Below are 15,562 nucleotides of genomic sequence, written 5' to 3'. Positions count from 1 at the left end.
AGGAAGAAACATGAAGTCTCAGAAATCGATGTACCCGGCAGTCTTGACACTGTGCGCAGCGGCCGTCCTCGGCCTCGGCGCAGGCACCGCGTTCGCCGGCGTGCCCGCCGCAGCACCCGCATCCGCCGTCCAGGGTGCGGGCGTGTCCGACCAGACCGACCGCCTGATCGTGAAGTACAAGGACGAAGCCGCGCCGGGCGCCAAGGGCCGCTCGCGGGCCGCCGCCTCGCCGATGGCCGCCTCGCGCAAGGCCGTGGTCGACCAGGCCGGCCGCAAGCTCGGCCTGACGATCCAGGAACTGCACACGATCGGTACCGGTGCCCATGTGCTCAAGCTGAACCGCAAGGTCTCGGTGGCCGACGCCGCCAGGCTTGCCGCCGACCTGGCGGCCAGCGACTCCTCGGTCGAGTACGCCGAGCCGGACCGCATCATGCAGGCGATGTTCACGCCGAACGACCCGCTGTTTGCCCAGCAGTGGGACTACACCGATGTCACCGGCGGCATGCGCCTGCCGGCGGCCTGGGACAAATCGACCGGCACCGGCATCCGCGTGGCCGTGATCGATACCGGCTACCGTCCGCACGTCGACCTGCAGGGCCAGATCCTGGCCGGCTATGACTTCATCAACGACACCGCGGTCGCCAACGACGGCACCGGCCGCGACAGCGATCCCAGCGATCCGGGCGACTGGACCGCCGCCGGCGAATGCGGCACCGGCTCGGCAGCCTCGAACTCGAGCTGGCACGGCACCCACGTGGCCGGCACCATCGCCGCCCTCACCAACAACGGCATCGGCGTGGCCGGCGTCGCCTACAACGCCAAGGTCGTGCCGGTGCGCGTGCTGGGCAAGTGCGGCGGCTACACCTCCGACATCGCCGACGGCATCATCTGGGCCTCCGGCGGCACCGTCTCGGGCGTGACCAACATCGCGGCTAGAGCCCAGGTGATCAACATGTCGCTGGGCGGCAGCGGCGCTTGCGACACCACCACCCAGACCGCGATCAACGGCGCCCGTTCGCGCGGCACCGTGGTCGTGGTCGCGGCCGGCAACTCGAACGTCAACGTATCCAACGCTTCCCCGGCCAACTGCTCCGGCGTGATCGCGGTGGCGGCAACCAACAAATCCGGCGGCAAGGCCTCGTACTCGAACTACGGCACCCTGGTCAGCGTGGCGGCACCGGGCGGCGACAGCGGCGCGGCGATCCTGTCGACCCTGAACGCCGGCACCACCACCCCGGGCGCCGACAACTACGTCGGCTACATGGGCACCTCGATGGCTACCCCGCACGTGGCCGGCGTGGTCGCGCTGATGCTGGCGGCGAACCCGAACCTGACCCCGGACGACGTCGCGGCCAAACTGAAGTCGAGCGCCCGCGCCTTCCCGGCGGCGTGCAGCGGCTGCGGCGCCGGCATCGTCGACGCCTCGGCGGCAGTCGATGCCGCCCTCGGCGCCGTCAGCACCGGTACGACGATCTCGGAAACCGAGTCGAACAACACGATCTCCACCGCCAATGCGGTGTCGACCTCCGGTACCACGGTCAACGGCACCATGGCCAGCACCACGGACACGGACTACTTCGTGGTCCAGCTCCCGGCCGGCAAGACCCTGACCTCGACCCTGACGCCGAACTCGAGCTCCGACTACGACCTGTACATCTACAACAGCGCCGGCACCCAGGTGACCTCGAGCACCAACGGTGCGGGTTCGGTGGATTCGACAAGCGTGATCAATAACGGCACCACCACCGTGGCCGCTTACGTGCGCGTGGTGTACTACAGCGGCGGCACCGGCTCGACCAGTGGCAAGTACACGCTGAAGCTGAGCTGGTAATTGTATGTAAAGGAAAACAATTTCCTTTATCAATCAATTACTTATCAAAAATTTTTCTGTGGTGAAAACCCCGAAAGCGGCCCCAAGCGGGCCGCTTTTCGTTACGCTCTTCTGTTCGGTTAAACGGAAGAGGAAGCAAGCATGACGCACCGCAAGATGTATCCCGTGTTAAAAATCTGCGCCGCAGCCCTCGTCGCTGTCGGGTCGTTGGCCGCGCACGCCGCGCCGCCCGATACGGCACAAACCAAGATCATTACCCAGACCGACCGCCTGATCGTCAAGTACAAGGACGCGGTCGACAATTCCAAGGGCGCCAAGCCGGCCCACGCCATGTCGGCCGCACGCCAAGCCCTGCTGGCCCGCGCCGGCCAGCAGCTCGGCGCCACCATGCGCGCGCTGCACGCGACCGCCACCGGCGCCAATGTGCTGCAGCTCAGCCGCACGATGTCGCTGGACGAAGCCCGCGCCCTGGCCGCCGAACTGAAGGCACGCGATCCGGACGTCGAATACGCCGAGCCCGACCGCATCATGGTGCCGCTGTTCGTGCCGACCGATCCGATGTACAGCCAGCAGTGGGATCTATATGAAGCCGCGGGTGGCCTGAACCTGCCGGCCGCCTGGGACAAGTCGACCGGCGCCGGCATCAACGTGGCCGTGATCGACACCGGCTACCGTCCGCACGCCGACCTGTCGGGCCAGATCCTGCCGGGCTATGACTTCATCACCAGCGCCGCCATCGCCGCCGACGGCGACGGCCGCGACAGCGACGCCAGCGATCCGGGCGACAACACCTATGCGGGCCAGTGCGGTACCGGCATGCCGGCCCAGGACCAGGCCTCGAGCTGGCACGGCACCCACGTGGCCGGCACCATCGCCGCCAAGGCCAACAACGGCGTCGGCGTGGCCGGCGTCGCCTTCGGCGCCAAGGTCTTGCCGGTGCGCGTGCTGGGCAAGTGCGGCGGCTATACGTCCGACATCGCCGACGCCATCGTCTGGGCGTCCGGCGGCGCCGTCACCGGCGCACCGGCCAACCCGAACAAGGCGCGTGTGCTGAACCTGTCGCTGGGCGGCAGCGGCGCCTGCGACACCACCACCCAGAACGCGATCAACAGCGCGCGTTCGCGCGGCGCCGTGGTCGTGGTCGCGGCCGGCAACTCCAACGTCAATGCGTCGAACGCCAATCCAGCCAACTGCGCCGGCGTGATCGCGGTGGCGGCGGTGGGCCGTAGCGGCGGCAAGGCGTCGTATTCGAACTACGGGGCGAATGTCGACGTGGCGGCACCGGGCGGCGACAGCGGCGCCGGCATCCTGTCGACCTGGAATGCGGGCACCAGCACCCCGGCGGGCGATAGCTACGCCTACATGATGGGCACCTCGATGGCGACCCCGCACGTGGCCGGGGTGGCCGCCTTGATGCTGTCGAAAAACCCGAACCTGACCCCGGACGAAGTCGAATCCAAGCTGAAAGCCAGCGCGCGCGCCTTCCCGGCGGCCTGCTCGGGCTGCGGCGCCGGCATCGTCGACGCGGCAGCGGCCGTGAACGCGGCGGCCGCCACCGTGGCAGTCGCGGCGCCGACCCAGAACGAAGTGGAATCGAACAACTACATCTCGACCGCCAATGCGGTGGCCACCTCGGGCACCGTGCTCAGCGGTAGCCTGTCGAGCACGACCGACACCGACTACTTCGTGGTCCAGGTTCCGGCCGGCAAGACCCTGAGCGCCACCCTGACCCCGGGTGCGAGCACGCTGGACTACGACCTGTATGCCTATGACAGTGCAGGTAACCAGCTGGCGCTGAGCACCAACGGCGCCGGTGCGAGCGATGCGGTGTCGGTGGCCAACACGGCGACCACGACCCAGGCGCGCTACATCCGTGTGCGCTACTATTCGGGCGGTGCCGGCCAGTACACGCTGAAGTTCACCTGGTAAGCAGGCGGCAGGCAGTGAAGCAAAGGGCGCGCGACCTGGGTTGCGTGCCCTTTTTCATTGCACTCTTGCATCATCGCGCCATTCCGCAGATACTGTATGCAATTACAGTATGAACACCCCGACCCGCAAGATCATCCACTGCGATTGCGACTGTTTCTACGCATCCGTCGAGATGCGGGATGACCCGTCGCTGCGCGGCCGGCCGCTGGCGGTCGGGGGACGGGCGGACCAGCGCGGCGTGATCGCGACCTGCAACTACGAGGCGCGCCGCTTCGGCATCCATTCGGCGATGGCCACCGCCCAGGCGATGAAACTGTGCCCGGAGCTGCTCCTGATCCCGCCGAACATGGAAAAGTACCGGATCGCCTCGCGCCAGATCATGGAAATCTACCGCGACTACACGGAACTGGTGGAGCCGCTGTCGCTGGACGAGGCCTACCTGGACGTGACGGAGTCAAGGCACTGCAAGGGCAGCGCGACCCTGATCGCGCAGGAGATCCGCCGGCGCATTTTCGACACCGTCGGCATCACGGCCTCGGCCGGCGTGGCGCCGAACAAGTTCGTGGCCAAGATCGCCAGCGACTGGAACAAGCCGGATGGCCTGTTCCTGGTGCGTCCGGAGGAAATCGACGCCTTCGTGGCCGCGCTGCCGGTGAAGAAGCTGCATGGCGTCGGCAAGGTCACGGCAGCCAAGATGAACGGGCTGGGCGTGCAGACCTGTGCCGATCTGCGCAGCTGGAGCATGGCGAAACTGCAAGAGCATTTCGGTTCCTTCGGCGCCCGCCTGCACGACCTGTGCCGCGGCATCGACCACCGCGACGTCAATCCGGTGCGGGAGAGGAAATCGATCAGCACCGAGGAAACCTACACGCCGGACGTGCCGGACCTGCCGGCCTGCCTGGCCCTGCTGCCGGAACTGATGGCGCAGCTGCAGGGACGTATTAAACGCAACCATGCCGAAAGATTCATCAACAAGCTGTTCGTGAAAATCAAATTCAACGACTTCCAGCAAACCACGGTCGAATGCGTCGCTTATGCGCCGAACCTGGCGATCTACGCGCACCTGATGGAGGCGGGCTGGCTGCGGGCCAGCCGTCCGGTGCGCCTGCTGGGCGTCGGCGTGCGGCTGGCCGACACCGAACAAGTCGAGCAGCTCAGTCTGTTTGACGAACGCGCAACACATTAAAAAAGCCTACCCTGTCGGGTGAAAATTGCCACCTAGCAGCGTGTAGAATGTCGTTCCCCTGGAAATGAGAGATAACTGAGAGTATGTGGTTCAAGAATCTTCAGATTTACCGCCTGCCCGCACCGTGGGCATTTACCGCCGAACAAATGGAAGCAGCGCTGCAGCCGCAGGCGTTCACGCCCGCCAGCAGCAATGAACTGCTGCGCCAGGGCTGGGATTCCCCGCGCGGCAACGGCAAGCTGGTCCATGAAGTGAACAAGCAGATGCTGATGATGCTCGGCACCGAAAAGAAACTGCTGCCGGGCTCGGTCATCAACCAGGTGGCCAAGGCCAGGGCCGCCGAGCTGGAAGAGCAGCAGGGTTTTCCGCCGGGTAAGAAGGCGATGAAGGAACTGAAGGAACGCGTGGCCGACGAGCTGCTGCCGCGCGCATTCTCGATCCGCAGCAACGTCTGGACCTGGATCGACCCGGTCAATGGCTGGATGGTGATCGACGCCGCCAGCCCGTCCAAGGCCGACGAGGTAATCAAGCTGCTGCTGAAGGCGGTCGACAAGATGCCGCTGGAATCGCTGCGCGTGCAGAGCTCGCCGGTGGCCGTGATGACCGGCTGGCTGGAATCGGACGAGGCGCCGTACAACTTCACGATCGACCAGGACACCGAGCTGCGCGCCACCGGCGAGAGCAAGGCCGCGGTGCGCTACGTGAAGCACTCGCTGGACCCGGAAGACATCCGCCGCCATATCGCCGCCGGCAAGCAGTGCACCCGCCTGGCCATGACCTGGAACAGCCGCGTGTCCTTCGTGCTGACCGAATCGCTGGCGATCAAGGGCGTCAAGCCGCTGGACGTGATCAAGGAAAACGAAACCATCACCTACAGCGATGATGAGCGTTTCGACAACGACATGATGTTGATGACGGGTGAGCTGTCGAAGATGATGGCGGACATGGTCGAGGCGCTAGGCGGGGAAGCCAAAGCGTAAGGCGTGGGGCACGGTGTACCTACGCCGGCCGCGCCCACCCTACGAAAAAACGGCCCTGGCATGTTGCCCGGGCCGTTTGCTTTTGTAACCCGCTACCTTATTTCGCCGCCACTTCCTCCGTGGTCGACGGCTCCTTTTCCCCGCCCGGGTGCTCCGGTACGCCACCGGCATAAGTCGCCCCTTCGCGGTTCTGGTGCGGCGCCGGCTTGCCCGGCAGCGGTGGCAGGGCCTTGGCCTTCTCGAGGTCGATGCCGGCCACTTGCGCGACCCGGCGGCCATAGTCCTCGTCGCAGTGCCACAGGTGCCAGACCATGCGTAGCTGGATGACTTCCGGGCACTTCTTGAGGTCGCCGCCGACATTGTTTACCAGGTCGTCGCGTTCCCAGTCCTGGAAGCTGCGGTAGCGATCGCCGGCCTGCTTGTAGTCGGACGCGGTGCTCGTGGTCTGGTAGCGGCCCAGGTGGCCCTGCACGTACGGGTGATAGTCCTTCTGCGGCTGCGGCGCTTCTTGCATGCCGCCCATCAGGCTCGGTTCGTAGTTGATGTGCTTGTCTTCGCCGCCGTCATCGACGTAGTACGTCATCTGGCCGTCGCGCTGGTTGGTGCGGGCGCGTGCGCCTTCTTGCGGTGCGTTGATCGGCAGTTGCAGGTAGTTGGGGCCGACGCGGTAGCGCTGAGTGTCCGAGTAGGAGAGGGTACGGCCCTGCAACATCTTGTCGTCCGAGAAGTCGATGCCGTCGACCAGCACGCCGGTGCCGAAGGCCGACTGCTCGGTTTCGGCGAATACATTGTCCGGATTCTTGTTGAGCACCATGCGGCCGACCGGCAGCAGCGGGAACTGGTCTTCCGGCCAGCGCTTGGTGTCATCCAGCGGGTCGAAGTCGAGCTCGGGATGCTCGCCGTCGCTCATGACCTGCACGCAGAATTCCCACTCCGGAAATTCGCCGCGCTCGATGGCGTCGTACAGGTCGCGGGTGGCATGGCTGGTGTCGTGGGCCTGGATCTCGGCGGCCTGTTGGGACGTCAGATTGCGTACGCCCTGCTTCGGCTGCCAGTGGAATTTCACCAGGTGGGCCACGCCGTGGTCGTTCACCAGTTTATAGGTGTTCACGCCCGAGCCTTCCATCTCGCGGTAGTTGGCCGGGATGCCCCATGGGCTCTTGACCCAGGTAACCATGTGCAGGGCTTCCGGGTGGCTGCAGATGAAGTCGTAGAAGCGCCACGGCTCCTGCTGGTTGGTGACGGGATCGGGTTTGAACGCGTGGATCATGTCCGGGAACTTGATCGCGTCGCGGATGAAAAACACCTTCAGGTTGTTGCCGACCAGGTCCCAGTTGCCGTCCAGGGTCTTGAGCTTGACGGCGAAGCCGCGCGGATCGCGTGCCGTCTCCGGGGATTCCTTGGCGCCGATCACGGTCGAGAAACGCACGAAGACCGGAGTCTGCACGCCGGTTTCGTTAAGGACGCGGGCGCGGGTGAATTTGCTGGCCGGCTCCTTACCGATCTTACCGTAGGCTTCGAAATAGCCGTGGGCGCCGGTGCCGCGCGCGTGCACCACGCGCTCGGGGATGCGCTCGCGGTCGAAGTGGGTGATCTTCTCGATGAACTGGTAGTTTTCCAGCGTAGCGGGGCCGCGCTCGCCAACCGAGCGCAGGGACTGGTTGTCGCGGACGGGATGGCCCTGGCGGGTGGTCAGGGTCGGGCGTTGCTCGTTCATTGCTTCCTCCTGCGTTCATGGAGGAAGCATTGTAGAAATTGACGAAAATGCGCAGCGCCCGATAGCCGTCCAGAAACCCTGCCGGGTCAGCGCTGCTGGAATACGCCGGCGGCGCGGTTCTTGGTCACGTTATCCCAGGTAAAAATGGTCCCGTTCATCGCCACGTACACGCCCGGCGGCAGGGTCTGGGCCACGCCGCAGGCGAAGCCGAAGTTGAACAGCGCATCCGAATGTGCGATCTCGTAGGGAATCATGGCGCCGGTGAAGACGATGGTCTTGTCCTTGACGGCCGCGCCCAGCACTTCCGCCGTTTCACGCATGGTGTCGGTGCCGTGCACGATCACGATCGCCTTCTCGGCGGCGGCCTGGCAGGCGGCCAGCACCTTCTGGCGGTCGGCATCCTGCATGTCGAGCGAATCGAGCAGGGCGACGACCTCGAGCGCGGCCGGGATGGTGATGCGCGAGCGCTTGATAACCTCAGGCAAGTGGCTGTCCGCAAAGCCCAGAACACCGTTGAGTTCGTTGTAGTGTTTGTCGAAGGTGCCACCGGTGGCGATGATCCGCAAAGTCATGATGATGGTTTGGAAACGCAGAAAAATAAGGTAGATAATGATAGCCGCAAATCGGTGTGTATCCGTATGTGACTGCGCTAGAATCGTCCGGATCGGATGAGTACACTGATCACATGAAACCCGTCGCTCCAGGCACCGTTATCTTCCACCGCCATCGCGGCTATGGCGTGATTACCCATGTCAACCTGTTGACTGGCTGGATCTCCGCGCGCTTCGGCAACGAAGCGCGTACCCTCGACCTCAACCTCTCCACCGACGAAGTACAGCACGCCGATGGCGAGGCCATCCTGTTCCGCCGCTCGCCGCCGGACCGCATGCCGCACGCGCGCCTGATGGCGATGGTGCGCGAGCTGCACAAGGCCGGCTACGAAAAGCTGTACCTGCATTCCTGGCCCAAGCCCTCCGGCCTGCACTGGCGCTGGCACCTGTTCGCCGGCCAGCGCGACTGGATGCAGCGGCCCTGGCGCGAAGGCTGGTACGGCTCGGGCGATGTGTACAACGGCAATCCGGTGATGGGCTGGGGCGACGCGCCCGGCGCCCGCACGGACGAGCTGATCCATGCGCTGGCGAAGTTCGACCCCGAAGGCCTGGCGCGCGCGCTGGGCCGCGACGAAGACCACACGGCCTGGTTCGCCGGCGTCTGCGATGCCTTGCTGCCGGGTTACATGTACAGCTTCGACATGGCGCCGCCGCCCAAGAACGGCGGCCTGGTCGAGATGCCGCCGGTGCCCGTGGTGCCGGTGCGTGCCGGCCTGCCGGCCTATGCCGGACCGGCAATCGAATGGCCGCCGGGCTGGGCCGGGCTGTGGACGCGCCGGCATGAGATGCCCAGCGTTAAGCCCAACTTCACCGGCGAACCCGAGCTTCGGTAGGGTGGGCGCGGCCGGCGTAGGCATACCATGCCCACGCGGACGTATGCGGCACGCGAATGTCACGCGTGGGCTCGGAGAGCCCACCCTACGATTTCAGCACGTCGGGATTCAGGATGTTGGTCGGCTGGCCATTGGCGAAATTGACCACGTTCTCGAACGCAACCCGGAAATACAGCTCGTAGCTGTCCTTCTCGACATACCCCAGGTGCGGCGTCGCCAGCACGGTCGGGATCTTCAATAGCGGAGACTCCGCCGGCAGCGGCTCGTCGGTGAACACGTCGAGCGCCGCATAGCCCGGGCGTCCGCGGTGCAGGGCTGCCTCCAGGGCGTTCTCCGCCACCAGTTCGGCCCGGCTGGTATTCACGAATAGCGCGTCCGGTTTCATGCGCGCCAGGTCATCAAAGGCGACGATGCCGCGCGTCGCATCGTTCAGACGCAGGTGCAGGCTCAGCACGTCGGCCTGCTCGAAGAAGGCTTCGCGCGACGGCGCCGCCTGGAAGCCGTCGACCACCGCCGCCGCGCGGCTGGTCTCGCTGCCCCACACCATCACCTGCATCCCGAAAGCCTTGCCGTAGCCGGCCACCATGCGGCCGATCTTGCCGTAGCCCCAGATCGCCAGCATGCGTCCCTTCAAGGTCCGGCCCAGGCCGTTCAGCTCCGGATTGATCGAGGCGGTCTGCCATAGACCCTGTTTGAGATTGTTCGCGTACGGCACGATCTTCCGGCTCGCGGCCATGATCAGCGCCCAGGTCAGCTCGGCGGGGGCGACTGGCGAACCGACGCCTTCCGCGATCGTGATGCCATGTTCGGTGGCGGCGGCGACGTCGACGTGGCCGGCCAGCTTGCCGGTCTGCGAGATCAGCTTCAGATTCGGCAGCTTGGCCACCAGCGCGCGCGGAAAGGCGGTGCGCTCGCGGATCAGGATCAGGGCGTCGAACGGCGCCAGGCGGATGGCCAGCTGGCCCAGGCCGCGTGTCGAACTGGTAAACACTTTGACCTCGTGCCCATCCAACAGCCGAAAGCAGTCGAGCCGGCGTATCGCGTCTTGATAATCGTCAAGAATGGCTATTTTCATAATGTTTTCTGTAAATTTTATACGGGTAAGTAATGAAATAACGCAGATTCAAAAGATGCCGAATAACCTACTACATAAGTCAACCAAATTTCCTACATTTTTGTTGTGAAATCATTTGAAACGCATTTGTGCAGGTGTAGAATCGACCAGAAATAAACAACGACGATGTCTGATTAGCATCTTTTGAGAGATTAATCGAGGCCAGCAGCCGAAACGACCGCCGCATCACGTTACCTTGGCGCCGATCCATTGCCAAATGGATTCCAGAGCGCGGACCCGGTTCCGGGTCCATGAGATGACGATCTGCGGGGCGGAAAAGATCAAGACGGACCCTCGATAAAACCGTTGCCAGCCGCGGCCCTGCGACGCGAAGCCGGTTTTCCGAGGCCCCAGGAATTCTTAATTGGCATTTGGAGGTATCTATGAATCAGCCCGTGATGGGCGGCGTCGCCGCATTGAACGCCCCAGCTTACATCAAGCACAACAAACTCATCAATTGGGTGGCCGACATCGCGGCCCTCACGAAGCCCGACGCCATCTACTGGTGCGACGGCTCGCAGGAAGAGTATGACCGCCTGTGCGCGCTGATGGTCGAGGCCGGCACGATGAAGCGCCTGAATCCGGAAAAGCGCCCGAATTCCTACCTGGCCTGCTCGGACCCGAGCGACGTCGCGCGCGTCGAAGACCGCACCTTCATCTGCTCGGCAACCAAGGAGCAGGCCGGCCCGACCAACAACTGGACCGACCCGAACGAGATGCGCCAGACCCTGAACGGCCTGTTCGACGGCTGCATGGCCGGCCGCACCATGTACGTGGTGCCGTTCTCCATGGGGCCGCTGGGCTCGCCGATCGCCCACATCGGCGTCGAGCTGTCCGACTCGCCCTACGTTGCCGTCAACATGCGCATCATGACCCGCATGGGCAAGGCCGTGTACGACGTGCTGGGCGAAACCGGCGACTTCGTGCCTTGCGTGCACAGCGTCGGCATGCCTCTGCAGGCCGGGCAGCAGGACGTGCGCTGGCCGTGCAACGCCACCAAGTACATCGTCCACTACCCGGAAACCCGCGAGATCTGGTCCTTCGGTTCGGGCTACGGCGGCAATGCGCTGCTGGGCAAGAAGTGCTTCGCGCTGCGCATCGCTTCCAACATGGGTTACCAGGAAGCCCAGCAGGGCGGCACCGGCTGGCTGGCCGAGCACATGCTGATCCTGGGCGTGGAATCGCCCGAAGGCGTAAAGAAATACGTCGCCGCCGCCTTCCCGTCGGCCTGCGGCAAGACCAACTTCGCGATGCTGATCCCGCCCGCCGGTTTCGAAGGCTGGAAGGTCACCACCATCGGCGACGACATCGCCTGGATCAAGCCGGGTGCGGACGGCAAGCTGGTCGCGATCAACCCGGAAGCCGGCTACTTCGGCGTGGCCCCGGGCACCAACGACAAGACCAACCCCAACTGCATGGCCTCGCTGCGCGAGAACGTCATCTTCACCAACGTGGCGTTGACCGATGACGGCGACGTCTGGTGGGAAGGCATGACCAAGGAAGCGCCGGCACACCTGATCGACTGGCAGGGCAAGGACTGGACCCCGGCCTCCGGCACCAAGGCCGCGCACGCGAATGCGCGCTTCACCGTGGCCGCGACCCAGAACCCGGTCATCGACCCGGCCTGGGACGATCCGGCCGGCGTGCCGATCTCGGCCTTCATCTTCGGCGGCCGCCGCTCGACCACGGTGCCGCTGGTGACCGAGGCGCGCAACTGGACCGAGGGCGTGTACATGGCCGCGACCATGGGCTCGGAAACCACCGCCGCCGCAGCCGGCCAGATGGGCGTGGTGCGCCGCGATCCGTACGCGATGCTGCCCTTCATCGGCTACAACATGAGCGACTACTTCCAGCACTGGCTGGACCTCGGAAAGAAGATTTCCGTACAGCCGAAGATCTTCTGCGTCAACTGGTTCCGTACGGACGAAGCCGGCAACTTCGTGTGGCCGGGCTATGGCGACAACATGCGCGTGCTGAAGTGGATCCTCGAGCGCACCGAAGGCAAGCAGGGCGGCGTCGAGCACATGTTCGGCACGACCCCGTCGTACGGCGACCTGAACTGGACCGGCATCGACTTTACCGAAGAGCAGTTCAAGCAGATCACCTCGATCGACAAGGACGCCTGGCGCGAGGAACTGAAACTGCACACCGAACTGTTCGATAAGCTGGCCTACCGCCTGCCGCAGGAACTGGTGGCGACCAAGCAACAGCTGGAGCAGCGCCTGGGCGCGTAAAGCGTTGAGTTAAGTGGCTAGACGACGGCCGGTTCACGCAAACCGGCCGCAAGGAACGAAGAAGGGGACAGGCGCTTGCCTGTCCCCTTTTTTTACGGATAGCGCCGCATCGCTAGGCCTGCCGATGCTGCCTGCGGTAGCGCGCAGGCTGGGGCGCCCTTTGGTGTGCTTACTGCTTCAGCAGCGGCTTGAGGTACTTGCCCGTCACGCTGGCCTTGTTCGCGGCCACTTCTTCCGGCGTGCCGGTGGCGACGATGGTGCCGCCGCCGGCGCCGCCTTCCGGACCGAGGTCGACGATCCAATCCGCGGTCTTGATGACGTCCAGGTTGTGCTCGATGATGGCGAGCGTGTTGCCCTGGTCGCGCAGGCGGTGGATCACCTTCAGCAGCAGGTCGATGTCGGCGAAGTGCAGGCCGGTGGTCGGCTCGTCGAGGATGTACAGCGTGCGTCCGGTGTCGCGCTTGGACAGCTCCAGCGACAATTTGACGCGCTGCGCCTCGCCGCCCGACAGCGTGGTCGCGCTCTGGCCCAGCTTGATGTAGCCAAGGCCCACGTCCAGCAGCGTCTGCAGCTTGCGGGCGATGACCGGCACCGGCTTGAAGAAGACGTGCGCGTCCTCGACCGTCATCTCCAGCACCTGGGTGATGTTCTTGCCCTTGTACTCGACTTCCAGCGTCTCGCGGTTGTAGCGCTTGCCGTGGCAGACGTCGCAGGGCACGTACACGTCCGGCAGGAAGTGCATCTCGACCTTGATCACGCCGTCGCCCTGGCAGGCTTCGCAGCGGCCGCCCTTCACGTTGAACGAGAAGCGGCCGGCCGAATAACCACGCTCTTTCGCGGTCGGCACCGTCGAGAACAGGTCGCGGATCGGGGTGAACACGCCGGTGTAGGTGGCCGGGTTCGAACGCGGGGTGCGGCCAATCGGCGCCTGGTCGACCGAGATCACCTTGTCGAAGTGTTCCAGGCCGTGGATCGTGGCGTGCGGCGCCGGTTCGGACTGCGAGCCGTACAGGTGGCGCGACAGGGCCGGGAACAGGGTGTCGTTCACCAGCGTCGACTTGCCCGAGCCGGACACGCCGGTCACGCAGGTCAGCAGGCCCACCGGCAGCTCCAGGCTGACGTTCTTGAGGTTGTTGCCGGTCGCGCCGGTGATCGTCAGCATGCGCTCCGGATCGGCTTCGGTGCGCTTCTTCGGCACCTCGATCTTCTTCCGGCCGCTCAGGTAAGCCGCGGTCAAGGACTCCTTGTTCTTCATGATGTCCTTGATCGTGCCCTCGGCGATCACGGCGCCGCCATGCACGCCCGCGCCCGGACCCATGTCGACGATGTAGTCGGCGGTGCGGATCGCATCCTCGTCGTGCTCGACCACCAGCACGGAGTTGCCGATGTCGCGCAAATGTTTGAGCGTCGCGATCAGGCGGTCGTTGTCGCGCTGGTGCAGGCCGATCGACGGCTCGTCGAGCACGTACATCACGCCGGTCAGGCCGGAACCGATCTGCGAGGCCAGGCGGATGCGCTGGGCTTCGCCGCCCGACAGGGTGTCGGCGCTGCGGTCCAGCGACAGGTAGTCCAGGCCGACGTCGTTCAGGAATTTCAGGCGCGCGACGATCTCCTTGATCACGCGCTCGGCGATGTCCTTCTTGGCGCCGGTCAGTTGCAAGCTGTCGAAGTAGCTCAGGCAGTCGCGCAGCGGGGTCCTGGCGACCTCGTAGATCGCGCGCTGCTGCTCGCCGTTGCCGATCTTGACGTAACGCGCTTCGGTGCGCAGGCGCGCGCCGCCGCAGGTCGGGCATTCCTTCTCGTTGATGAACTTGGCCAGTTCTTCCTTCACCGCCATCGAATCGGTTTCGCGGTAGCGGCGCTGCAGGTTGTTGACCACGCCTTCGAAGGTGTGCTCGCGGATCACGGTGCGACCGCGCTCGTTCACGTAGGCGAACGGCACCGTGTTCTTGCCGGAGCCGAACAGTACCGCGTCCTGGGCGGTCTTCGGCAGCTGCTCGAAGGGCTGGTCGAGGTCGAAGCCGTAGTGCTGCGCCAGGCTGCTCAGCATCTGGAAGTAGAACTGGTTGCGGCGGTCCCAGCCCTTCACGGCGCCGGACGCCAGCGACAGGTTCGGGAAGGCGACGATGCGCTTCGGATCGAAGAACTCGATGTGGCCCAGGCCATCGCATTCCTGGCAGGCGCCCATCGGGTTGTTGAAGGAGAACAGGCGCGGCTCCAGCTCCTGCAGCGAATACCCGCAGACGTTGCAGGCGAACTTGTTCGAGAAGATATGTTCCTTGGCCGTGTCCATCTCGTAGGCCACGGCGCGGCCGTCGGCGATGCGCAGCGCGGTCTCGAAGCTCTCGGCCAGGCGCTGCTTGATCTCGGCGTTGACCTTGATGCGGTCGATCACGACGTCGATCGTGTGCTTTTCGGTCTTCTTCAGCTTCGGCAGGTCGTCGACGTCATAGATCTTCGCATCGGCGGTGCCGCTCTGGATGCGGAAGCGCACGAAGCCCTGCGCCTGCATCGAAGCGAACAGGTCGCCGTGCTCGCCCTTGCGGTTGGCGACCACGGGCGCCAGGATCATCAGCTTGGTTCCTTCCGGCATGGCCAGCACGGCGTCGACCATCTGCGAGACGGTCTGCGCGGCCAGCGGCTCTTCCGAGTGATCAGGGCAGTAGGGCGTGCCGACGCGCGCGTACAGCAGGCGCAGATAGTCGTGGATCTCGGTGACGGTGCCGACGGTCGAGCGCGGATTGTGCGAGGTCGCTTTCTGCTCGATCGAGATGGCCGGCGACAAGCCCTCGATCAGGTCGACGTCCGGCTTTTCCATCAGCTGCAGGAACTGGCGCGCGTAGGCCGACAGCGACTCGACGTAGCGGCGCTGGCCCTCGGCATACAGGGTGTCGAAGGCGAGCGAGGACTTGCCGGAACCCGACAGGCCGGTGATCACGATCAGCTTGTTGCGCGGCAGGTCGAGGTTGATGTTCTTGAGGTTGTGCGTGCGGGCGCCGCGGATACGGATTTCTTCCATCAGGTTTGGCTGGCTTTCGAAGGTTGAGGGCCGGACGAGGAGAACTCCCTAGTTTACCTGTTTTTATTCACAGTGGTATACGGGCCGTGAATTAACTGTGGCCGTGAT

General features: G+C 64.7%; 10 protein-coding genes. 6 read left to right on the top strand and 4 right to left on the bottom strand.

Translation table 11 applies throughout. From position 1 onward, the window contains the following. The first annotated feature begins 10 nt into the window (after window positions 1–10). The 4 genes from ACI48D_RS18215 to ACI48D_RS18200 all read left to right on the top strand — a co-directional run bounded on the left by ACI48D_RS18215 (window position 11) and on the right by ACI48D_RS18200 (window position 5,926). Window positions 11–1,831: a S8 family peptidase gene (locus tag ACI48D_RS18215; protein WP_435572657.1), complete on the top strand. Its 1,821-nt coding sequence runs from the start codon at window positions 11–13 to the stop codon at window positions 1,829–1,831. Between the two features lie 141 nt (window positions 1,832–1,972). Beyond that, complete coding sequence (locus ACI48D_RS18210; RefSeq protein ID WP_435572656.1) at window positions 1,973–3,760, top strand: S8 family peptidase; 1,788 nt, start codon at window positions 1,973–1,975, stop codon at window positions 3,758–3,760. A gap of 109 nt (window positions 3,761–3,869) precedes the next feature. Next, window positions 3,870–4,946 carry a DNA polymerase IV gene (dinB, locus tag ACI48D_RS18205; RefSeq protein ID WP_435572655.1) on the top strand — a complete coding sequence of 359 codons (1,077 nt, stop codon included), beginning with the start codon at window positions 3,870–3,872 and terminating at the stop codon, window positions 4,944–4,946. An 83-nt stretch (window positions 4,947–5,029) separates the two neighbouring features. After that, the gene (locus ACI48D_RS18200; protein ID WP_435572654.1) at window positions 5,030–5,926 is read left to right on the top strand and encodes a recombination-associated protein RdgC; all 897 of its coding nucleotides are present in this window, start codon (window positions 5,030–5,032) and stop codon (window positions 5,924–5,926) included. Between the two features lie 97 nt (window positions 5,927–6,023). Here the strand turns inward: ACI48D_RS18200 and ACI48D_RS18195 are convergent, their stop codons facing one another. Next, the gene (locus ACI48D_RS18195) at window positions 6,024–7,643 is read right to left on the bottom strand and encodes a catalase (protein ID WP_435572653.1); all 1,620 of its coding nucleotides are present in this window, start codon (window positions 7,641–7,643) and stop codon (window positions 6,024–6,026) included. A gap of 86 nt (window positions 7,644–7,729) precedes the next feature. Continuing rightward, window positions 7,730–8,215, bottom strand: coding sequence for an asparaginase domain-containing protein (locus ACI48D_RS18190; RefSeq protein WP_435572652.1), 486 nt, complete (start codon window positions 8,213–8,215; stop codon window positions 7,730–7,732). A gap of 113 nt (window positions 8,216–8,328) precedes the next feature. Here ACI48D_RS18190 and ACI48D_RS18185 point away from each other — a divergent pair, with 113 nt between their 5' ends. Then, window positions 8,329–9,087: an L-asparaginase gene (locus ACI48D_RS18185; RefSeq protein WP_435572651.1), complete on the top strand. Its 759-nt coding sequence runs from the start codon at window positions 8,329–8,331 to the stop codon at window positions 9,085–9,087. Window positions 9,088–9,172: 85 nt separating this feature from the next. Here the strand turns inward: ACI48D_RS18185 and ACI48D_RS18180 are convergent, their stop codons facing one another. Next, window positions 9,173–10,162: a D-2-hydroxyacid dehydrogenase family protein gene (locus tag ACI48D_RS18180; RefSeq protein ID WP_435572650.1), complete on the bottom strand. Its 990-nt coding sequence runs from the start codon at window positions 10,160–10,162 to the stop codon at window positions 9,173–9,175. A 422-nt stretch (window positions 10,163–10,584) separates the two neighbouring features. Here ACI48D_RS18180 and ACI48D_RS18175 point away from each other — a divergent pair, with 422 nt between their 5' ends. Beyond that, a complete protein-coding gene (locus tag ACI48D_RS18175; protein WP_435572649.1) occupies window positions 10,585–12,435 on the top strand; it encodes a phosphoenolpyruvate carboxykinase (GTP) in 1,851 nt (616 codons plus the stop codon). A gap of 169 nt (window positions 12,436–12,604) precedes the next feature. Here ACI48D_RS18175 and uvrA read toward each other — a convergent pair whose 3' ends face one another. After that, the gene (gene uvrA, locus ACI48D_RS18170) at window positions 12,605–15,454 is read right to left on the bottom strand and encodes an excinuclease ABC subunit UvrA (RefSeq protein ID WP_435572648.1); all 2,850 of its coding nucleotides are present in this window, start codon (window positions 15,452–15,454) and stop codon (window positions 12,605–12,607) included. Between the last annotated feature and the right edge of the window lie 108 nt (window positions 15,455–15,562).

Source organism: Massilia sp. LXY-6, assembly GCF_051233485.1.
Taxonomy (GTDB): domain Bacteria; phylum Pseudomonadota; class Gammaproteobacteria; order Burkholderiales; family Burkholderiaceae_D; genus Telluria.
This window is presented reverse-complemented; position numbering and strand designations above follow the sequence as displayed.